The following is a 19,986-nucleotide window of genomic DNA, read 5'->3' as shown; positions in this document are numbered from 1 at the left end:
AAGTCCAGCCGCATCAACCCAGCCAGCATCTGTCTACTGGCCCTGCACCCGGTCATCGATCGAGACCCACGGGCCGCCGGCTTCAGTCAACGAAGCCGTTCCCGGGGATCACTACCGAGGACCGCGAATGCGTGATGCGGTTGATCCTCCTGTTTAGTTTTTCTTTTGAAGAAGGCGGCCCGTTCCATGCTGGAATGGGCCGCCCCTAAGTCCGACTAGCGGCGCAGGCCGAGGCGCTCGATGAGCGAACGGTAGCGGGCGATGTCAGTCTTCTTGAGGTAGCTCAGCATGCGCTTGCGACGACCAACCATGGCCAGCAGACCGCGCTGGGTGTGGTAGTCGTGCTTGTGCTCCTTCATGTGCTCAGTCAGATCCTTGATCCGCTGGGTCAGGACTGCAACCTGGACCTCCGGCGAACCGGTGTCGCCTTCGCCGGTTGCGTATTCCTTGATGATGGACTGCTTTACAGCGGCGTCAAGTGCCACAATAACTCCTAGGGATGTGCCGTGAGGGCCCAGGTCAGTAACTCACTGCCGGGTCTGCCGCTGCGGCCGTTGCCGGAAAACCGGAGCGGGCCGTACACAACAGGAACCAGCCGCCACGGACTGCAGCCGGATCCATCGTCCAGTTTACCGGCCACTGCCTAATGTTGTCGAAACAGCCCCATTATCCCTCCAGGCAGTCCCGCATCGCCTCCATGCCCTGCAGGATCTCCTGGAAGCTGGTGCTCAGCGGCGACAGGCCCACGCGGATACCGCGCGGGGCGCGGAAGTCCGGGATCACGTCCCTGTCCCACAGCGCCTGCACTGTGGCCTTGGCGAAATCCGGATGGTCTATGGTGATGTGGCTGCCGCGCTCTGCCGGATTCCGCGGTGAGGCAAGTTCAGCGCCCAGCGGCGCGAGCCAGGCATCAAAAACCTCGACGGCGAAGGCCGTGAGCTTCTCCGACTTGGCCCGGATGGCGGCCATGGACGCTTCTTCAATGACATCCAGGGTGCCCTGCATGGCCAGCATCCCGAAAATCGCCGGCGTTCCGCTCAGGAACCCGCGGATTCCGGCTGCCGGCTCATAGCCGGCAGCCATTTCGAACGCGTCCTTGCGCCCCATCCAGCCCCAGATCGGCTGGTTGAGCGACGCCAGGTGGCGCTGGTTCACGTAGGCGAAAGCGGGCGAGCCCGGTCCGCCGTTGAGGTACTTGTAGGTGCAGCCGGCGGCGAAGTCGGCGCCGGCACTGTCCAGTGCGATCTCCACTGACCCCGCGGAGTGGCACAGGTCCCACACGACCAGCGCTCCGGCGTCGTGCACGGCGGAGGTGATGGCGGGAAGGTCCGCCAGGTGGCCCGAGCGGTAGGCGACCTGGCTCAGGAGTACGACGGCGGTGCGCGGCCCCGTTGCCTCGCGCACCTGTTCGACGGTCACCCCGGCGGCCGGATCCGCCTGGATCCAGCGCAGGGTAAGTCCCTCCTCCAGCGCGATGCCTTCGACGAGGTACCGGTCCGTGGGAAAGTTTTCGGTGTCGAGGACCAGCTCGTTGCGGTCCGGATCGGTAACCGCCGCGAGGGCGGCACGGATCAGCTTGTACAGCACTACGGTGGTGGAATCCGCGATGATGGTCTGGCCCGGCGCGGCGCCAAGGACGGCGCGGCCCAGCTGGTCGCCGATGGACTGCGGCAGGCCCAGCCATCGTTCGTCCCAGCCCCGGATCAGCCGCCCTCCCCAGTCGTCGCGGATGAAGTCTGCGATGTCCTCGGCAGTCCGCTTCAGCGGCCGGCCCAGCGAGTTTCCATCCAGGTAGGACACGGCCGTATCGGTGCCGATGAAGTGCTCGCGGTAGTGTCCCAGCGGATCCTCGCGGTCGAGTTCGGCGGCCCGCTGCTGCAGCTGCTCGGCAGCCGGCGCAGCTGCATTCCCCTGGTGGATGCTCATTGTCCGATCTCCGTCCTGACTGCGAAAAGTTCCGGGAAGAAGGTCAGTTCGAGGGCCTTCTGGAGGAACGCGGCACCGCTGGATCCGCCGGTCCCGGTTTTCATGCCGATGGTCCTTTGGACGGTCCGCAGGTGCCGGAAGCGCCACAGCTGGAAGTTGTCCTCCAGGTCCACCAGCTCCTCGCAGGCCTCGTAAGCCCCCCAGTTGCCAGCCGCGTTCTCGTAGATGTGTTTGAACAGCGGCACCAGTTCCGGGGTGAACTCATGCGCTTTGGTGACGTCCCGTTGCAGGACCGACGCCGGCACGTCAAAACCCTGCCGGGCGAGGTAGGCAAGGAATTCGTCGTAGATGCTGGGAGCGGCCAGCAGTTCCTCCAGCATGGCGTGCGCCTCCGGGTCCGACTCGAACACCGGGAGCATCTTGCGGTTCTTGTTGCCCAGCACGAACTCCACTGCACGGTACTGGCTCGACTGGAAGCCGGAGGAATTGCCAAGGAAGCCACGGAACTGGGAGTACTCGGTGGGGGTCAGGGTGGCCAGGACGGACCACTGCTCGGTGAGGGTCTTCTGGATGTGCTTCACCCGGGCAATGCCTTTGAGCGCCGATCCCAGGTCGTCTGCCCGGAGCCAGGCCGCGGCGCTGCGCAGTTCATGGAGCACCAGCTTCAGCCAAAGTTCCGTGGTCTGGTGCTGGATGATGAAGAGAAGTTCATCGTGGTGTTCGGGCTCGCTGACCGGCTTCTGCGCGCTCAGGAGGGTTGGCAGCTGCAGGTAGGACGCGTAGCTCATCCGTGAGCTGAAGTCGCGGACGATCCCCTTGTCCAGCTTCCGGGTGTTCTTCTCGACGGACACGGGTACTGCCTTTCGTTGGTGACGGCCTAGCGCCTGGCAAGCAGCCCGTGTGCCTGGATCACGTCCAGGCGCATCTGCTCCACGAGTGCCTCCGGCCCACGGTAAGCCACCATGCCCCGGAGCCGGGCAACAAATTCCACGACTACTGTCTGGCCGTAGAGATCGAAGTCCTCCACGTCCTCCTTCGGACGGTCGATCACGTGGGCCTCCACCTGGCGGCTGACGCCGTCGAACGTGGGGTTCGACCCCACGGAAATGGCTGCCGGCCACCGGGTTCCGGCCTGGTCCACCAGCCAGCCGGCGTAGATGCCGTCGGCAGGGATCAGGCCGCTGGCGTTGCTGGCAAGGTTGGCGGTGGGAAAGCCAAGGGCGCGGCCGCGTGCGGCGCCGTGGACAACCTCGCCGCGCATCCGGTGCGGACGTCCCAGGACAGCGGACGCCGTGGCAACGTCGCCTTCCTGCAGGGCTTCCCGCACCCAGGTGGAGGAGCAGCGGCGGTCCGTGCCGTCGTCGTCATGCAGGGGGTAGCCCTCAGAGCCGAACTCGCTGATCACATGCACCTCAAACCCGAACTTCCGGCCGAGGGCCTTCATGGTGTCCAGGTCCCCTGAGTTGCCGCGTCCGAAGCGGACATCGTGGCCGATCACCACATGGCCGGCGTGCAGGCAGTCCACCAGGTACTGCTCCACGAATTCCTCAGGGGTGAGGCTGGCCAGGTCCAGCGAATACTTCATGACCAGGATGGCGTCCAGGCCCAGCTCCCCCAGCGCCTCGAGCTTGTCCTGCAGGCCCATGATCAACTCGGGCGCGGACTCGGGACGGTGGACCAGTGCCGGGTGTGGATCGAAGGTGACCACAACAGCTTTGGACCTTGTGATCCGAGCCGTGCGGACCAGTTCAGACAGCACCTGCTGGTGTCCCCGGTGCACTCCGTCAAAGTTTCCGATGGTGACAACAGATGGGCCGAAGTCCGCCGGGACCTCGGACGGATCGTTCCAGATGTAGACCATCACCCTCGCCTTAACCGCTTGCAAGTATCAATGTTCGGGCCGGTACCGGCCGCGGAACTCTCTAAGATTACCTGCATTCACCGGACCACCTTTGCCAAGCCGGACGGGTGCCGCCTGCCGGCCGGCGCCGTCGTCAGGAGCTCCGTGACGGCCGCCGCCGGTAGAGCCATACCAGGCCCAGGATTGGCAGCAGCAACGGAATAAAGGCGTAGCCCCTGCCGAACAGCGACCAGACCGTCTCGTGCGGGAACTGCACGGGGTCGAAGAGGCTCAGCGCGCCCACTACCAGAACACCCACCAGTTCAACCAGCACCGCGGCAACCGACACCTTGAACCATGTGGTGCCGGCTTTGGCCAGCGAGACGGTGGCCACCACGTACACGAGGGCCGCGAACGCGGACAGCAGGTAAGCGAGCGGAGCCTCGGAGAACTTGGTGAGGATCTGGTAGCCGGCACGGGCCGACGCCGAGATGGCAAAGACGGCGTACACGGCGATGAGCAGCCGCCCCGGGCCGGTATTGCGGCTGTTGATGACGGCTTGGCTGTTGCCCGGGGTGTGCTCTCCGGCGGCGCTGGTTGCCTGCTGGTCTTTCACGTTGTGTGCTTCTTCCACTTCAGTACCAGATCTGGTTCATGCGTGCCGCCATCACCAGCGCGGTGACGCCGACGGCGGCCAGGACAAAGTTGCTCCATCTGGTCCGCTCCAGGATGGCCCAGTAGACGGCAGCCGGCGGCAGGAGCATGGCCGTGACCAGGTACCCCCAGAATTCCCACGCCTCGCCGGCGATGGGTTCGCCGGCGACGACCCTGATGATGGAGCCCACCAGGTAGACCAGGAGGGAAACCTCCACCGCCGCCACGGACAGGATAGTGACGTCGTTCGGAGCCTTTTTGAGGATTCCTGCCGTCAGGCACACACCCGTGGACACGAGCCCGACCACCAGGATGATGTAGAAATACGCGTCCACGTTCAGCCTTGGCCAAGGGTAGGGGCGGTGGGGCTGCCGTTGCCGGGGGCAAACACCAGCACGGGCTTGGCGAAGCTGCCGGCATCGGCAAGCAGTGCCACCAGGCTTCCGTCGGGTGCGAAGGCCGCGGCCGGGTGGTCTGCGGTGGCAGCGGCGGGACTGCCGGGGGCGGCACCGGCAGCGATCCTCCGGCCGAAGGAGATCTCAGTGGCTTCCGCCGCGGTCAGCTCACGGTTGGGCATCAGCGCCCGGGCAGCCTGCGACATGTCCAGGACGTTGAGCTCCTCGGCGAGCTGCTCAAGGGTGCGCGCCTGCTCCAGGGAATACGGGCCCACGTGGGTCCGGCGGAGCGCGGTCAGGTGCCCGCCCACCCCCAGCGCCTTGCCCAGGTCGCGGGCCAGGGCGCGGATGTAGGTTCCGGAGGAGCATTCCACGGTGACGTCCAGGTCCACGGCGTCCGCTTCCGGATCCCGGCGGATGGCGTGCACCTCGAAGCGGTGGATGGTGACGGGGCGGGCGGCAAGCTTCACGTCTTCACCGGAGCGCACCCGGGCGTAGGCGCGTTCACCGTTGACCTTGATGGCGCTGACACTGCTGGGCACCTGCTGGATGTCACCGGTAAGCGCGGCGACGCCGTCTCGGATTGCCTGCTCGCTGACCTCCGACGTGCCTGCCGTGGCAGTAACTTCGCCTTCGGCGTCGTCCGTGACGGTGGACTGGCCGAGGCGGATGGTGGCGGTGTAGGTCTTGGAAGTGCCCACGATGTAGGTGAGCAGGCGGGTGGCCTTGTTGATGCCGACCACCAGGACGCCCGTGGCCATGGGATCGAGGGTTCCGGCATGCCCTACTTTCCGGGTACCTGCGAGGCGCCGCATCCGGCCAACCACATCATGGCTGGTCCATCCCTGCGGCTTGTCCACTATCACCAGTCCAGAAAGCACGCCTCCCAGTATATCGGCGCTGGTTGACGCCCCGGCGCACTCCCTGCAGCTGCCCGCGGCTCCTGCGGCTGCCTGCGTCGGCGCTAGGATGGCAGGCATGCCTGAGCTTGCCGCCCATGTCCGCGACGTGCCCGTCAACCAGATCCGCGAGATTACCGAAGCCGCATGGCGGACTCCCGGCGCCCTGGTGCTCAGCATTGGCGAACCCGGCTTTGCGCTCCCCCGGCACGTCCTGGACGCAGGCATGGCATGCCTGGACAGGGACGAGACCAACTACACGCCCAACGCGGGCATCCCGGGGTTGCGCGAGGCCTTCGCGGCCCGGTTCCGGGAGCAGCAGGGCTGCGATATTGCCGCGGACCGGGTGTATGTGGTGGACGGGGCGCAGCAGGGCCTGCACTTTGCCATGAGCCTGCTGCTCTCCCCTGGCGACGAAATCCTGGTTCCCAACCCTGGCTATCCCACCTTTGCCATGACCAGCCGCCTGCTGAACGCTGTACCGGTGGGCTATCCGTTGTACCCGGAGCACGGCTTCCTGCCTAGGCCCGGCGATATTGAGTCGCTGGTCACCGACCGGACCCGGGTGCTGGTCCTGAACTCCCCCTCCAATCCGCTCGGCGCCGTGCTGGCCGAGGACCTGACCCGGGAACTCATGGACCTGGCCCGGCGGCATGATCTGTGGGTCATCTCGGATGAATGCTACGAGGCGTTCACCTACGATGTGCCGCACATCAGCCCCGCCAGGTTCGACGGCGATACGCCGGAAAATTCCCGCGTCTTTACTTCGCTGACCCTGTCCAAGACGTACGGGCTCACCGGGCTGCGGATCGGCGCGCTGATTTGCCCGCCCGGCATCAAGCAGGAGATGGACAACGTAATGGAGTCGATCGTCTCCTGTGTCGCGTCACCGTCGCAGTACGCCGCGCTCGCCGCCCTGACCGGACCGCAGGACTACGTCCTGCACGCGCACGGGCACTACCGGGCAAACCGGGACGCGGCATCCGCCGTTCTCGATGCCAAGGGAATCCCTTACCTGAAGGCACAGGGAGCCTTCTATTTGTGGGCCGATGTTTCCCACGCCAGCGGCGGGGACGTCCGCAGTTGGGTGCGCCGCTTCCTCTCGGACTCCGGGGTTGCCCTGGCGCCCGGGACTGCGTTCGGTTCCATCGGCGAGGGCTGGGTCCGGGTTGCGCTGTGCGGGAAGCAGGATGACCTCGTGGCGGGCCTGAACCGGCTGCCCGGCCGTCATGGCTGAAGGGGCCGGGCCGGCCCGGCTAGCTTCGGGTTCCGGACAGTGCTCCGTCCAGCCACGTCCGCAGAGCCTCGGCGTGAGCTGCTCCGGCCTGGCGCGCTGCCACCTTGCCGTCCACCAGGACCATCAAGGTGGGAATGGCCTGCACGTCGAACCTCCGGGACAGGCCCGGCGACTTGTCAACGTCCACCTTGACGAGCTTGATCCGCCCCGGCCGTTCCCTGGCCAGCTTGTCCAGCACGGGACTGACCATGCGGCAGGGGCCGCACCAGGCTGCCCAGAAGTCCACCAGCACCGGAACGGGTGACTGCTCGGCGACGGCGGCAAAGTCCGCGTCCCCCGCGTCCACAATCCACGGCAGGTCAGCTTTGCAGTTGCCGCACCGCGGCCGGCCGGCCGCCTGCGCCGGGACCCGGTTGGTCTTGCCGCAGGCCGGGCAGGCAGCGAGTGCAGCTTCCATTCCTAGTACTCCTTTTTGTCTTCGAACGCCCCCCACGCCTGGAACGGCGCGTCCGACGACGGGATGTCGCCTTGGATGACCGGCAAGAGTTCCGGCCGGGTTCCGTCGAAATAGTCGTAGAAGACGGCGTCGTCGAACCCGGCCGCGGCGGCACCATGGCGGTCTGCAGCGAAATAGACGCGGTCGATCCGGGCCCAAAGCGCGGAAGCCAGGCAGAGCGGGCAGGGTTCGCAGCTGGCATAGAGCACCGCGCCATGGAGGTCATAGTTGGCAGTGGCCGCGGCTGCAGCCCGAATGGCCACCACTTCGGCGTGGGCGGTGGGATCGTTGTCGCGGGTGACGCGATTGACGCCTTCGTGCACCCGGCCGTCCGCCGTCACAACAATCGCTCCGAAGGGTCCTCCTCCTTCGCCGACGTTCCTGGTGGCCAGTTCCACGGCCTGCTCCAGGTACTTCGCGGTCTGGTCAGTCTCGTTCGGCTCGGTCATAGCTTGATCCTAGCCAAGGGGTTGGCGTTAGGGGACGAAATAGGGGGCCGAATAGGGGGAAATCGCGGCGACAAACCGGCAGCCGGGGGCATACTCTGGCGGCCAAGGGTCCTGAATCATTTCCTCCCGCGAGGCTTCGTATCCCGGACTGCTATTGGGCGCCAACCCCGGAGTACCCAATGAAGAGAAAGCTGACCGTCATCGCCTGCGTGGCGGCTGCAGCCGTCATCGCACCGGCAGTTCCGTCCTGGGCACGCGAAGAAGCCCAGGACCGGGACGTCCTGGCCGACGGCCTCGTTTCGCCCCTGCACCTGGCCATAGGAACAAGCAAGTCCGTCTACGTCACCCAGGACTTCGCGGGGACGCTCAGCCGCGTGGACCGCGATAAGAGCGTCGACACCGTTCACCAGGCTCCGGAGGGCTGGGGCGTGGCCGGTGTGGAAACCCGTGGTGCCACGGCCTTCTTCCTTGAAGCCAAGGGGGCCGGCCAGGGTGACCCGGCAGCGTTGGGAGGCTATCTGAAATCGATCCGCCCACGCGGAGAAGCCAAGACCATAGCGGACCTCGCTGAATTCGAGCGGACCACCAACCCTGACGCGGACCAGCAGTATGGCTTCGCTCCCGGCACAAGCGGCCAGTGCCTTAAGGAAGCTGCAGGCATCCCGGACGCCCCACCGCCGCAGTACACAGGCACCTTGGATTCAAATCCTTACGCCACCCACGTCCAGGCCAACACGGCGTACGTGGCTGACGCCGGAGCGAACGCGATCCTCAAGGTCAACATCAGCTCAGGGGACATCACCACGCTGGCAGTCCTGCCGCCGCGGCCCGCAGTGCTGACCGCGGAAGCTGCGGCCACACTGGGCGCACCAGGCTGCGCAGGGTTCGAGTATGCATTCGAACCGGTTCCCACGGATGTGGAGATGGGTCCTGACGGCTGGCTGTACGTGTCGTCCCTGCCCGGCGGCCCGGAGGTCCCCTCGCTCGGTGACCGCGGCGCGATCTTCAAGGTCAACCCGTGGACGGGCCAGGCGAAGCTCTGGGTCGATTACATCCTCAGCCCCACGGGCCTGGCGGTGGCGAATAACGGCGACGTGTATGTTGCATCGCTTTTCGGCAACCAGATCCTGAGGTTCATCGCATCGAAGGCACACCGTAGCGAGTTCCTCGCAGTCGAATCTCCGGCAGACGTAGAGATCCGCGGCGGCACGCTGTACGCCACGGTGAACGTATTGGGCGGTCCCCCGCCCGGTCCCGGCGGGGCGCCCGCAGGGCCACCGGCCGGGAAAGTCATCGAGTCCGACCTCCACTAGCCGGCGGAGGAGACCAGCCGCGGAACAGATTTTCTGGGAAGCAGAAGGCCCGGACCCACACATGGGGGTCCGGGCCTTCTGCTGCGCCGAGGGTTACTTGTGGCCGTATTCGTCGAGTTCCTCGTCGTCACTGAGGTCAAGGTCCTCTTCGTCGAAGTCGTCCTCGTCGATGTCCACATCGGCGGACGCGTCACTCTTGTAGGGGTCGGCGTCGCCCGCGTGCTTTGCCTGGGCGGCAAGCGCGGCCACCTCGGCGTCACGCTTCTTGGCCTCCCGCAGCAGTTCCTCCAGGTTGGAGGCAACCACGGGAATCTGGTCGGCCACGAATTCGAGGCTGGGAGTCAGCCGGACGGTAATGTTCCGGCCAACCTCCTGCCGAAGCACACCCTTGGCCTTTTCCAGTCCCTTGGCGGCGTCAGCCTGGACAGCCTGGTCGCCAAGGACGGTGTAATACACAGTGGCATGCTGCAGATCATTGGTCACCCGGGCATCAGTAACAGTGATGCCCTCGAGCCGGGGATCCTTAACCTTCCGGCCCAGGGCCTCAGCAACAACAACCTTAATCCGCTGCGCCAACTTGGCAGCACGTGCCGGATCAGCCATGAACAACTCCTAAAAATTTTGGAACGTACGACGGCTTGTTGCAGCTGACGTACCCACGTTCGATTGATGCCACGCACTCTAGGCGGGCCAAAGACGGACCCACGTTGGGATTTTTTCCGGCGGCCTGGGAGTGGCATCGGGCCTGCCGAAGCTGGGTGGCCGACGTCGTAAGACGCTGGCCACCCAGCGAAGGGGCGGGGCCGCCGGAAAAATCCCAACGACCCCGCACCCTTTTAAGGCTGGAACAGCCTAGACGCGCGGCTTCTCACGCATCTCGAAGGTTTCGATGATGTCACCTTCGTTGATGTCGTTGTACGAGCCAAGGCCGATACCACACTCGAAGTCCGTACGGACCTCTGTGGCGTCGTCCTTGAAGCGCTTGAGCGTCTCAACGGTGAGGTTGTCACCGATGATCTTGCCGTCGCGGCTGATGCGTGCCTTGCTGTTACGGCGGATGATGCCGGAGCGGACGATCGAGCCTGCGATGTTTCCGAACTTGGAGGAGCGGAAGACTTCGCGGACCTCGGCGGTACCCAGCTGGAATTCTTCGTATTCCGGCTTGAGCATGCCCTTGAGCGCCATCTCGATGTCATCAATAGCGGAGTAGATGACGGAGTAGAAGCGCATGTCCACGCCTTCGCGGTCTGCCAGTTCGGCAACACGCTCGGCAGGCTTGACGTTGAAGCCGATGATGACGGCGCTGTCCACTGTTGCCAGGTTGACGTCGTTCTGCGTGATGGCACCAACACCGCGGTGGATGACGCGCAGCTGCACGCCTTCGCCGACGTCGATCTTGAGCAGGGCGTCTTCGAGGGCTTCCACGGCACCGGACACGTCACCCTTGAGGATGAGGTTGAGGGTGTCGATCTTGCCTTCGGCAACGGCCTGGTCGAAGTCTTCCAGGCTGATGCGCTTGCGGCGCTTGGCCAGGGCGGCGTTGCGGTCCGCAGCTTCGCGCTTCTCGGCGATCTGGCGGGCGGTACGCTCGTCAGCGGTCACGAAGAAAGTGTCGCCTGCACGCGGGACGTTGGACAGACCCAGCACCTGGACGGGGCGGGACGGGCCGGCCTCGGTCAGGGCGCTGCCGTCGTCGTCGAACATCGCACGGACGCGGCCGTGGGCCGTGCCTGCCACGATGGTATCGCCGACGCGCAGGGTGCCGGACTGCACCAGGACGGTGGCCACGGAACCGCGGCCCTTGTCCAGGTTGGCTTCGATCGCGATGCCGCGGGCGTCCTTGTTCGGGTTGGCCCGCATGTCCAGGGCAGCGTCCGCGGTGAGCAGGACTGCCTCGAGCAGCTCGTCGATGTTGAGGTTCTGGCGGGCAGAGACCTCCACGAACATGGTGTCGCCACCGTACTCCTCGGGAACCAGGCCGTACTCGGTCAGCTGGCCGCGGACCTTGTCCGGGTTGGCGCCTTCCTTGTCGATCTTGTTCACGGCCACGACGATCGGCACGTTGGCCGCCTGGGCGTGGTTGAGGGCCTCAACGGTCTGGGGCATCACGCCGTCGTCCGCTGCGACCACCAGGATGGCGATATCGGTGACCTTCGCACCACGGGCACGCATGGCGGTGAACGCCTCGTGGCCCGGGGTATCGATGAAGGTGATCTTGCGGTCGTTGCCTTCGTGGTTGTGCGTGACCTGGTAGGCACCGATGTGCTGGGTGATGCCGCCGTGCTCGCCCGCCATGACGTCGGACTTGCGGATGGCATCGAGCAGGCGGGTCTTACCGTGGTCAACGTGGCCCATGACGGTGACAACCGGAGGACGTGCCTCGAGGTCTTCGTCGCCTTCGGCTTCGAGCTCTGCATCAAAGTCGATGTCGAAGGTGGAGAGCAGTTCGCGCTCCTCGTCCTCCGGCGAGACGACCTGGAGCTTGTAGCCAAGCTCCTCGCCGAGCAGGGCAAAGGTTTCCTCGTCCAGCGACTGCGTGGCCGTTGCCATTTCACCAAGGTGGAAGAGCACGGTGACCAGTGCGGCGGGGTTTGCCTCGATCTTGTCGGCGAAGTCCGTGATGGACGAGCCGCGGCGCAGCCGGATGACGGTGTTGCCGTCGCCGCGGGGTACGCTCACGCCACCCAGCGATGGGGCACTCATCTGCTCAAGTTCCTGGCGCTTTGCACGCTTCGACTTGCGCTGCTTGCCACGTCCGGCGCCGCCCTTGCCGAAGGCACCCTGGGTGCCGCCGCGGCCGCGGCCGCCCTTGCCAAAGCCACCGCCGGCGGGAGCACCGCCGCCGCCGCCGGGACCACCGGTTCCGGGAGCGCCGCCCGGGCGTCCGGGACCACGGCCGCCGGCACCGGGACGTCCTGCACCAGCGGGTGCGGGACGTTCAGTGCGGTTTGGCATCATGCCGGGAGTAGGACGGTTCCCGCCGGCGCCACCGGGGCGCGGTGCACCCGGGCGGGGACCGCCGGCACCTGCTGCGGGACGGGGACCGCCCGCACCTGCTGCCGGACGGGGGCCGCCGGGACGGGGACCGCCCGCACCTGCTGCGGGACGCGGACCACCGGGACGGTCGCCGTCGGTACGGCTTCCACCCGGACGGGGCATGCCCTGGGAGGTGGCAAACGGGTTGTTGCCGGGACGGGGAGCACGCTCGCCGTCGCCGCCGCGGCCGCGGGGCATGCCCTGGGACGTGGCGAAGGGGTTGTTGCCCGGGCGGGGACCGCCGGGACGGGGAGCGGAGCCGCCCTGCCCTGAGCCGCCGGAGCGGGCAGGAGCAGCGGGGGTTTCAGCCTTGGGTGCCGGGCGTGCGCCGGGCTTCGCTCCGGTGGACGGAGCGGCCGGGGCAGGTGCAGCCGGAGCTGCGGGGGCGCTGGCAGCGGGGGCTGCCGGAGCAGCCGCCTGTGCCGGTGCTGCCGGAGCGGCGGGCGCGGGCGCTTCAGCCTTGGGGGCCGGAGCCTTCGGAGCTGCCGGACCGGGTGCCGGTGTTGAGGGACGCGCCTCTGCCGCCGGAGCGGCTGCCTTGGGGGCGGCTGCCGGTGCGGCAGCCTTGGGGGCGGCGTCGGGGAAGGCGTTGCGCAGTTTGCGCACAACGGGGGCCTCAATGGTTGAAGAGGCAGAGCGAACGAATTCGCCCAGTTCCTGCAGTTTTGTCACTGCATCTTTGGAAGTAATACCGAGCTCTTTGGCGAGCTCATGTACGCGGACCTTGGCCACATTTCTCCTGTCTCGGTCCGCACCGAGCCAGGCACGAACCGTCTACTTCTTACTGCGGGCCCAAGCCGCAAATACTGCAGAAGGGCCCATTGCAGAGCGCAACAAAGTTGTCATCGTTGCGCACTCATCGCTGGGAACTCATCGGGTTTCCATCAGTTTTCTGACCCGCTTTCAGGTTGGACGGTTGGTGTTGCAGTTGCCGGAACGCATGCAACGCTCGGGCCTGACGTGATCCGGCGTTCGACGGCGGCGGTACCGGTCGCTCCCCGCAGGGCACGTCCGAACGCTCGCCGCTTCAACGCCAGAGCCAGGCACGATTCGCTGGGATGCAGCCATGCACCCCGGCCAGCCATCCGGCGTCGTTCATCCACCAGGACAGCGTTTGATCCACTGCCTTCGGCGACGAGCCGGAGTAACTCATTCCGCGTGCCCTTCTTCCGGCATCCGATGCAGGTACGCTCCGGCTGATTCCCGCTTGCTACTGGCACGGTCATCTTCCTGACGTTCATATCTGCTGGCCGAGAACGGCCTTCCTCCGGTTTGAACGGATTGGGCACGCCCAGGGCGCACGGCTGCCGGCCGTTAGGCGCGGTCTTTACTATTCTAGCCCCTCCCGGCCGTTCTGCCCGAAACTGCGGGGGCGTTTCCGGCGCGGGAGGACGGCGAAAGACTGCTTAGTTGTCCCGCGCCTGGGCGGCGTCGGACACGATGTCGATCCGCCAGCCGGTGAGCTTGGCCGCCAGCCGCGCGTTCTGGCCCTCTTTGCCGATTGCCAGGGAGAGCTGGTAGTCCGGAACCACCACGCGGGCGGACCGGGTGGCTTCATCGGTGATGGTGACGGAATTCACTCGCGACGGCGACAGCGCGCTGGCAATGAAGGTGGCCGGGTTCTCGCTGAAATCGACGATGTCGATCTTTTCGTCGTTGAGTTCATTCATGACGGCGCGGACCCGCGACCCCATCTCGCCGATGCAGGCTCCCTTGGCGTTGATGCCGGGGACGTTGGCCTTGACCGCAATCTTGGTGCGGTGGCCGGCTTCCCTGGCCAGTGCCACGATCTCGACCGAGCGGTCGGCGATCTCCGGCACTTCCAGTTCAAAGAGCTTGCGGACCAGGCCGGGGTGGGACCTGGAGAGAGTGACGGACGGGCCCTTTGAACCACGGTGGACGTCAATGACCAAAGCGCGCAGCCGGTTGCCGTGGATGTACTTCTCCCCGGGAACCTGCTCGGGCGGCGGCAGCAGCGCCTCGACGGAGCCCAGGTTGACCTGGATCATGTGGGGGTTGTTGCCCTGCTGGATGGTGCCGGACACCAGCTCGCCTTCGCGGCCCTTGAACTCGCCCAGCACGTTGTCGTCCTCGACGTCACGCAGGCGTTGCAGGATGATCTGGCGCGCGGTGCTGGCAGCGATCCGGCCGAACCCCTCAGGGGTGTGCTCGAACTCGCCAATGGGGGCGCCGTCGTCGTCAATCTCCACAGCCCAAATGGTCACGTGGCCGCTCTTGCGGTCCAGTTCGGCGCGGGCCTTTTCGAAGGCGCCGGGCGACTTGTGGTAGGCCACCAGGAGCGCCTGCTCAATGGTGGGGATGAGGAGGTCCAGCGGAATTTCACGCTCACGCTCCAGAAGTCTCAGTGCGCTCATGTCAATATCCATCAGGCCTCCTCAGAAGGTCCATTGTGTTCAGGTTCCAGACCGTCCTCGGAGAGGTGGCTGAATTCGATCTCGACTTTTCCGTTGCGGATCCTGTCGAAAGGAAGCTTGACGGGATCGCCCTGCTTGGGCTTCATTCCCTTTTTCACGGCGATCTCCGGGATGATCGTCACTCCCCCGTCATCCACTGACTGGATGCGGCCGGTGACGTTGTCCCCCTGGGCAACATTGACCTTGACCATGCGGCCCTTGGCGCGGTGCCAGTGGCGCGGCTCGGTCAGGGGGCGCCCCACGCCGGGCGAGGAAACCTCGAGATCATAGGGCCGGCCGTCGTCGGCGGGATCGTTGTCCAGGACGTCGGACAGGACTTTCGAGATGTCCGCAATGACATCAAGGCTGACGCCGCCGGTTTCCTCCTGGGGCAGGTCCACCACAACGTGGACCACCCGGTGGGAACCCGCCACGATGGCCACGTCCTCCAGGTACAGGCGGTTCGCCTGCACCGCCGGTTCGAGGAGCGCGCGGAGCCGGGCAGCTTCCGGGTTGTTGGCGGGTGCGGCATCAGCCTTACCCGTTCCGGTCAGGTCCGATGAAGCCGTGGCTTCTGAATTGCTCACGATGCCCGCCGCCTCCCTATAGATGATGTTGTGTGTACTAGCGTAGCTATTTTACCGGTCCGGCGGGACGGAGATTCCCAGCCGGCGTGACACCATGGTCTGTTGTGAAAGACGACAATCGGGAAAACCGCCCAATGCTGCGCTATTTCCGGTACGCCGTTATGTCGTTCACAGCCCTCCTTGTCCTCAGCCTCGGATTCGCCCTGATCCCCGCGGAACCGCCGCCGCCCGCGGATCCGCCGTTCTCCGAGCAGGCGAGGATGGCCGCCCTGGATGACGCGCTGGAGCTGCGAACGGCCGCTGGGGTGCTGTCAGCTGTGCCGGCAGCCGGCGGCGCCCCGGACGTTGGCGGAAAAACGGCCGCCGTGGACACGGCTGTGACATTGCTGACGCTGCAGGCGCGCACCCTCCTTTCGCCGTCGGAAGCCGCCCCTGCGCTGGACGCACCCTCCCCTGCCTCCGCGCAGCCCGCCCCGCAGCCAACGACGACGGAATCCCCCAAGGCGGAACTTTCCAGCCTTGCAGGGCTGGCGTCCGCGCTCTCGGCCAGCGGAGTGCAGCGCCTCGCCGACGCAGCAAAGGCCGACGGCGGGCTGGCCCGGCTGCTGGCCGGTGCCGGCACCGCCCAACTGCTCGCCGCCGAGGACGTGGCCGCCGCCGGCGGCGTCGCCGTGGAAACACTGCCGCACGCAGCCGCAGGGACGCCCGCCGGTGCCTCTCCATCCACAGCCGCCACACCCGCAGCCAGCCCCACGCGATCCCCGACGGAATCCGCCTGCCCGCCGTTTCTTCCGGCGCCCGCGGGTCCTCCCACGGCCGCGGCTCCGGCATCTGCTGGACAGGAAACAACCGGCACAGGGACGGTTGCAGCTGTCGCCAATGCGCTTTCGGCGGCCCTGGCCGCCGAACAGCAGAGTGTCTACGCCTACCAGGCGGCACTCCCCCGGCTGGCAGCCAAGGACACCGGCGCGGCGGGAGCCTTCCTTGCCGCGCATGAAGACCTTGCCGCCGAAGCCGCGGCGCACTCCCGGGCAGCATGCAGTGCCGCACAGATGCAGCAGCCCGGCTACGTACTGGACCCGGAATTCCTTGCCCACCCGGCTGCCGGGCTTGCCCGCCTGGAGCTGGTGTCGCTTCCTGCCTTCGGGGACGTCGTTGCCCTTGCCGACGGCGGCACGCGGGAGTGGGCCATCTCCGCCCTTCAGGCCGCGGCACGCCGCGCTGCCCACTGGGGCGCGGACCCGGGGCCGGTTCCCGGCGTCGTCCTCGACCAGGACCAGCTGCCGGACCTTCCCGCCAGTTCCGCTCCTGCGCCGGCAGAGCCATGAACTGAGGGGACGCGGCAGCTCCCATAATTACGGGAGTCAGCACCCCCACTCCGATGAACCCGGCCAGGGCGCCGCTTTCCTGTCCGTGCCGGGTGGCCCGGGACAGCTTCTGATGGTTTGCTGAAGAGCATGGACGCACATGAACCCGCGGAACAGGGTGCAGCGGACACCGGGGCCCCGGAACTTCGCCGCCACATGGAGACCGAACCGCACGGCAACGATACCGCCCAGCGGCTGAACTGGCTGCGTGCGGGCGTCCTGGGTGCCAACGACGGCATCGTCTCGGTGGCGGCGATCGTGGTTGGCGTGGCAGGGGCCACCGCCGAGTCCGGCCCCATCCTCGCTGCCGGGGCCGCGGGGCTGGTGGGCGGCGCGGTATCCATGGCACTGGGTGAGTACGTATCCGTGAGCAGCCAGAGCGACAGCCAAAAAGCCCTGATAGAGAAAGAGCGCCGGGAGCTGGCCGAGGAACCGGCGGAGGAACTGGCAGAACTTACCGCCATCTACCTCGCCAAGGGCCTCAGCCCCGAAACAGCCGGCAAGGTGGCCGAAGAACTCACGGCCCATGATGCCCTGGCCGCGCACCTCTCCGCCGAACTCAACATCGACGAGACGGACATCGTGAACCCCTGGCACGCGGCCTTCGCTTCAGCCATGGCTTTTGTTATCGGCGCGGTCCTCCCGATGCTGGCAATCCTTCTTCCGCCGCCGGAGGTCCGTGTTCCCTTGACCTTCGCTGCTGTCCTGGTTGCACTGGCCCTGACGGGAGCATTGGGCGCCTGGATCGGCGGCGGTTCCAAATCCAGGGCCGCGGTCAGGGTGGTGGCGGGCGGCGCCCTGGCCCTCGCCGCCACGTTCAGCATCGGCAGCATGCTCGGCGCCACGGGCGTGGTGTAGCGCCCGCCGCCCCCGGGACAGCACGGCCGTTGCCCTTAGGCTGGGACTGATGAGCCAGCCAACGGTACTCCCCATTCCTCCGGACCTTGCCGCGCGCTACGGCGGCACCCCGGAAGGCCGGGCCTGGCTGGCTTCCTTGCCCGGCATCGCCGAAAGCCTGCTGGCCCGGTGGCATCTTGCCTCCGGCCTTGGTCCCGGCGTCGTGCCCTGGAACGGCCACGGTGCGGTCGTGATTCCGGTGGTCCGGGAGGACGCCTCCCCCGCTGCCCTCAAGATCGCCTTCCCCCACGACGAAGCGAGGGTGGAGCGGCATGCGCTGTCACTGTGGAGCGGGCGGGGCGCCGTCGCGCTGCTGGCGTCGGACACGGGCACGTGTTCCATGCTCCTCGAAAGGCTCGACGCCGGCCGCCCGCTCAGCAACGTGCCGATGGCTGACGCCGTGGTGGTATGGGGCGGGCTGGTCCGCCAGCTAAGCCTCCTTCCCGATGACCGGCCGCAGTGGCGGGAGTTCGAGCACATCGCCGCCCGTGCCGAACAGTGGAGCGACGACCTGCCCGCGGATTGGGAACAGCTCGGCCGCCCCTTTCCACGGTGGCTGCTGGAAGCGGCGCTGGAGGTGTGCCAGATACGGGGCGCGGTGGGGCGCCGCTCGGCGCGGGACGTCCTGGTCCATACGGACCTGCACTACCTCAATATCCTGGCCAGGCCGGGCACCCGCGCAACAAACGGAAAACCGGCGCCGGACGGTTTCGCAGCCATCGACCCCCAGCCCATGATCGGCGAACCGGAATTCGGCGTGGCACCGCTGTTATGGAACCGCCTGCAGGACCTGCCGCTGAACCAGCCCGAAGCCGGCCTGCGTGGACGCTGCGCGGACTTCAGCGCCGCAGCCGGCCTGGACCCCGAGGCCGCCCGGCAATGGGCCGTGGCCAGGGAAGTGGCCAACGCGCTCTGGTACGCCGGGAAGCCCCGCCATCGCGGCGATTTGGCAAGGTCCCTCTGGGTTGCCAGTACCCTCGCCGGGCGCACCCTGGAAGGACTGCCGCCGGCACATGCTTTGCCGGAGCCCGGTCAGGCCGCGGGTCCGACCTGACCGGCCACGTTCCCAGGTCAGCTGCCGCGCACGGCGGCGAGTGCGGAACGGATGGCGTCCACGGCAGTGCCGACCTCGTCCCCTTCGGTGCGCCAGTTGCTGACCGACACCCGGAGGATGTCCCGGTCCCGCCACCGTGACCCGGACATCCATACCCTGCCGTCCCCGATGACGCGGGCCGTCACCGCCCGGGTGGTGGCGTCGTCGCCGAACGCCACGCAAACCTGGGTGTAGCCGACGTCGTTCAACACTTCCACGCCGTCCAGCCCGGCCAGCCCCGCGGCGATTTCCGAGGCCGCGGCGGCCATTCCCTCCACCTGGGCTGCCACGCCGTCGGAGCCGAGGCTCTTCAGGGCCGCCCACACCGTCACGCCGCGCGCCCGCCGTGACAGCTCCGGGACCTTTTCGAAGGGATCGCCGGGACCTTCCGCGTCATGCACCAGGTAGCTGGCGTGCAGGCCCATGGCAGAGCGAAGGGCTGCAGCATCCCGGACAATCGCGATGCCGCAGTCGTAGGGAACGTTGAGGGTCTTGTGGGCATCCGTTCCCCAGGAGTCCGCATCCTCATAGCCACGGATCAGATGGCGCAGTTCGGGGGCTGCGGCGGCCCACAGGCCGAAGGCGCCATCCACATGGACCCACGCTCCGTGTTTCCGGGCAACGCGGATGGCTTCGGGGAACGGGTCAAAAGCGCCTGAATGGACGTTCCCTGCCTGGAGGCAGACTAATGCGGGGCCTGAGCCTCCAGCCAGTGCTGCGTCCAGGGCTTCGGGGATCAACCGCCCCTGGCTGTCGGAGTCCACCACCGCGGGCTTGCCCAGGCCCAGGTAGCGCAGGCCAAGGTCCACGGTGTCATGCCGTTCCCGCCCCACCAGGCAGCGGATCCTCGGAGCGCCAGACAGCCCGTCACTGTCCAGGTCCCAGCCGGCGTCCGCAAGCAGCCGCCACCGTGCGGCGGCCATGCAGGTGAAATTCGCCATCGTGGCGCCGGTAACGAACCCGACGTCGGACTGTCCAGGAAGTCCCAGCAGTTCCAGGAGCCAACTGCCCGCGCCCTCCTCGACCGCCGCCATGGCAGGGGTGGCGTAGCGCAGTCCGGCGTTCTGGTCCCAGGCACTCACCAGCCAGTCGGAGGCAAGGGCGGCAGGTAGCGTCCCGCCGATCACCCAGCCGAAGAACCGGCCGGAGGGCATGGCCATGAGCCCCGGTTCTGCCGTCTTCGCCAGCAGGTCCACCACTTTCTCAGCCGGCATCCCCTCACGCGGCAGCGGGCCGCCAAAGGCGCCGGTGAGGTCATGGGCGGCCGCCGCCGGTCCCACGGGCCTCTCGGGAAGGCTTCGCAGCCAGGCCGCGGCGTGGCCTGCCGCTGCCGCCAGGGCCGGGGCGTACTCGTCATAGCCATGTGACATAGTCTGCATGCTA

The 19,986-nt window shown here is 66.9% G+C and carries 20 protein-coding genes; 5 read left to right on the top strand and 15 right to left on the bottom strand.

The window, feature by feature from the left end:
• Positions 1-215 precede the first annotated feature (215 nt).
• The 7 genes from rpsO to truB form a co-directional block, all read right to left on the bottom strand.
• Positions 216-485, bottom strand: a complete 270-nt coding sequence (rpsO, locus tag Q9R30_RS04860) for a 30S ribosomal protein S15 (protein ID WP_013600532.1) — start codon at positions 483-485, stop codon at positions 216-218.
• Positions 486-666: 181 nt separating this feature from the next.
• On the bottom strand, positions 667-1,926 hold the full coding sequence (gene kynU, locus Q9R30_RS04855) for a kynureninase (RefSeq protein ID WP_311216930.1): 1,260 nt from the start codon (positions 1,924-1,926) through the stop codon (positions 667-669).
• A complete protein-coding gene (gene kynA / locus Q9R30_RS04850) occupies positions 1,923-2,777 on the bottom strand; it encodes a tryptophan 2,3-dioxygenase (RefSeq protein ID WP_311216929.1) in 855 nt (284 codons plus the stop codon). Before kynA ends, kynU begins: the two co-directional genes overlap by 4 nt.
• A gap of 26 nt (positions 2,778-2,803) precedes the next feature.
• Positions 2,804-3,787, bottom strand: a complete 984-nt coding sequence (locus Q9R30_RS04845; RefSeq protein ID WP_104997395.1) for a bifunctional riboflavin kinase/FAD synthetase — start codon at positions 3,785-3,787, stop codon at positions 2,804-2,806.
• Positions 3,788-3,920: 133 nt separating this feature from the next.
• Positions 3,921-4,382 (bottom strand): hypothetical protein, encoded by a 462-nt coding sequence (locus Q9R30_RS04840; RefSeq protein ID WP_396136691.1) that lies wholly within the window; start codon positions 4,380-4,382, stop codon positions 3,921-3,923.
• Between the two features lie 19 nt (positions 4,383-4,401).
• The gene (locus Q9R30_RS04835; protein ID WP_104997394.1) at positions 4,402-4,755 is read right to left on the bottom strand and encodes a hypothetical protein; all 354 of its coding nucleotides are present in this window, start codon (positions 4,753-4,755) and stop codon (positions 4,402-4,404) included.
• A 2-nt stretch (positions 4,756-4,757) separates the two neighbouring features.
• Entirely contained in the window at positions 4,758-5,696 is a 939-nt protein-coding gene (gene truB, locus Q9R30_RS04830; RefSeq protein ID WP_311216928.1) for a tRNA pseudouridine(55) synthase TruB, read from the bottom strand.
• A 97-nt stretch (positions 5,697-5,793) separates the two neighbouring features.
• Between truB and Q9R30_RS04825 the strand changes: the two genes are divergently transcribed.
• A complete protein-coding gene (locus Q9R30_RS04825) occupies positions 5,794-6,951 on the top strand; it encodes a pyridoxal phosphate-dependent aminotransferase (RefSeq protein ID WP_311216927.1) in 1,158 nt (385 codons plus the stop codon).
• Positions 6,952-6,970: 19 nt separating this feature from the next.
• On the opposite strand, the gene trxA is transcribed toward Q9R30_RS04825, so the two are convergent.
• Entirely contained in the window at positions 6,971-7,408 is a 438-nt protein-coding gene (gene trxA, locus Q9R30_RS04820; protein WP_311216926.1) for a thioredoxin, read from the bottom strand.
• Between the two features lie 2 nt (positions 7,409-7,410).
• Complete coding sequence (locus Q9R30_RS04815; RefSeq protein ID WP_104997391.1) at positions 7,411-7,896, bottom strand: nucleoside deaminase; 486 nt, start codon at positions 7,894-7,896, stop codon at positions 7,411-7,413.
• 179 nt (positions 7,897-8,075) lie between these two features.
• Between Q9R30_RS04815 and Q9R30_RS04810 the strand changes: the two genes are divergently transcribed.
• Positions 8,076-9,209, top strand: coding sequence for a ScyD/ScyE family protein (locus Q9R30_RS04810; RefSeq protein ID WP_311216925.1), 1,134 nt, complete (start codon positions 8,076-8,078; stop codon positions 9,207-9,209).
• Positions 9,210-9,302: 93 nt separating this feature from the next.
• Here Q9R30_RS04810 and rbfA read toward each other — a convergent pair whose 3' ends face one another.
• The 5 genes from rbfA to rimP form a co-directional block, all read right to left on the bottom strand.
• Complete coding sequence (gene rbfA / locus Q9R30_RS04805; RefSeq protein ID WP_311216924.1) at positions 9,303-9,812, bottom strand: 30S ribosome-binding factor RbfA; 510 nt, start codon at positions 9,810-9,812, stop codon at positions 9,303-9,305.
• Positions 9,813-10,061: 249 nt separating this feature from the next.
• Positions 10,062-12,977, bottom strand: coding sequence for a translation initiation factor IF-2 (gene infB / locus Q9R30_RS04800; protein WP_311216923.1), 2,916 nt, complete (start codon positions 12,975-12,977; stop codon positions 10,062-10,064).
• Positions 12,978-13,129: 152 nt separating this feature from the next.
• Entirely contained in the window at positions 13,130-13,471 is a 342-nt protein-coding gene (locus Q9R30_RS04795) for a YlxR family protein (RefSeq protein WP_311216922.1), read from the bottom strand.
• A 180-nt stretch (positions 13,472-13,651) separates the two neighbouring features.
• Entirely contained in the window at positions 13,652-14,632 is a 981-nt protein-coding gene (gene nusA, locus Q9R30_RS04790; RefSeq protein ID WP_104997387.1) for a transcription termination factor NusA, read from the bottom strand.
• Entirely contained in the window at positions 14,632-15,246 is a 615-nt protein-coding gene (gene rimP, locus Q9R30_RS04785) for a ribosome maturation factor RimP (RefSeq protein WP_311216921.1), read from the bottom strand. Before rimP ends, nusA begins: the two co-directional genes overlap by 1 nt.
• A 104-nt stretch (positions 15,247-15,350) precedes the next feature.
• Here rimP and Q9R30_RS04780 point away from each other — a divergent pair, with 104 nt between their 5' ends.
• The 3 genes from Q9R30_RS04780 to Q9R30_RS04770 all read left to right on the top strand — a co-directional run bounded on the left by Q9R30_RS04780 (position 15,351) and on the right by Q9R30_RS04770 (position 18,564).
• Complete coding sequence (locus tag Q9R30_RS04780; RefSeq protein WP_311216920.1) at positions 15,351-16,574, top strand: DUF4439 domain-containing protein; 1,224 nt, start codon at positions 15,351-15,353, stop codon at positions 16,572-16,574.
• Between the two features lie 195 nt (positions 16,575-16,769).
• Entirely contained in the window at positions 16,770-17,471 is a 702-nt protein-coding gene (locus Q9R30_RS04775) for a VIT family protein (protein ID WP_104999674.1), read from the top strand.
• 49 nt (positions 17,472-17,520) lie between these two features.
• Positions 17,521-18,564, top strand: a complete 1,044-nt coding sequence (locus Q9R30_RS04770; protein WP_311216919.1) for an aminoglycoside phosphotransferase family protein — start codon at positions 17,521-17,523, stop codon at positions 18,562-18,564.
• Positions 18,565-18,581: 17 nt separating this feature from the next.
• Here the strand turns inward: Q9R30_RS04770 and Q9R30_RS04765 are convergent, their stop codons facing one another.
• On the bottom strand, positions 18,582-19,973 hold the full coding sequence (locus Q9R30_RS04765; protein ID WP_104997383.1) for a pyridoxal-dependent decarboxylase: 1,392 nt from the start codon (positions 19,971-19,973) through the stop codon (positions 18,582-18,584).
• Between the last annotated feature and the right edge of the window lie 13 nt (positions 19,974-19,986).

It is taken from the genome of Arthrobacter sp. AB6, from assembly GCF_031844545.1.
GTDB lineage: Bacteria > Actinomycetota > Actinomycetes > Actinomycetales > Micrococcaceae > Arthrobacter.
The sequence above is the reverse complement of the archived record's forward strand: the minus strand, read 5'-3'. Positions and strand labels throughout refer to the sequence as shown.

Bases quoted from the DNA above. Each gene is read 5' to 3' on its own strand.
- Q9R30_RS04775 (WP_104999674.1), top strand. From the start codon at position 16,770: ATGGAGACCGAACCGCACGGCAACGATACCGCCCAGCGGCTGAACTGG.
- Q9R30_RS04845 (WP_104997395.1), bottom strand. From the start codon at position 3,787: ATGGTCTACATCTGGAACGATCCGTCCGAGGTCCCGGCGGACTTCGGC.
- Q9R30_RS04825 (WP_311216927.1), top strand. From the start codon at position 5,794: ATGCCTGAGCTTGCCGCCCATGTCCGCGACGTGCCCGTCAACCAGATC.
- Q9R30_RS04765 (WP_104997383.1), bottom strand. From the start codon at position 19,973: ATGTCACATGGCTATGACGAGTACGCCCCGGCCCTGGCGGCAGCGGCA.
- Q9R30_RS04770 (WP_311216919.1), top strand. From the start codon at position 17,521: ATGAGCCAGCCAACGGTACTCCCCATTCCTCCGGACCTTGCCGCGCGC.
- Q9R30_RS04795 (WP_311216922.1), bottom strand. From the start codon at position 13,471: ATGACCGTGCCAGTAGCAAGCGGGAATCAGCCGGAGCGTACCTGCATC.
- trxA (WP_311216926.1), bottom strand. From the start codon at position 7,408: ATGGAAGCTGCACTCGCTGCCTGCCCGGCCTGCGGCAAGACCAACCGG.
- kynU (WP_311216930.1), bottom strand. From the start codon at position 1,926: ATGAGCATCCACCAGGGGAATGCAGCTGCGCCGGCTGCCGAGCAGCTG.
- Q9R30_RS04810 (WP_311216925.1), top strand. From the start codon at position 8,076: ATGAAGAGAAAGCTGACCGTCATCGCCTGCGTGGCGGCTGCAGCCGTC.
- rbfA (WP_311216924.1), bottom strand. From the start codon at position 9,812: ATGGCTGATCCGGCACGTGCTGCCAAGTTGGCGCAGCGGATTAAGGTT.
- Q9R30_RS04815 (WP_104997391.1), bottom strand. From the start codon at position 7,896: ATGACCGAGCCGAACGAGACTGACCAGACCGCGAAGTACCTGGAGCAG.
- nusA (WP_104997387.1), bottom strand. From the start codon at position 14,632: ATGGATATTGACATGAGCGCACTGAGACTTCTGGAGCGTGAGCGTGAA.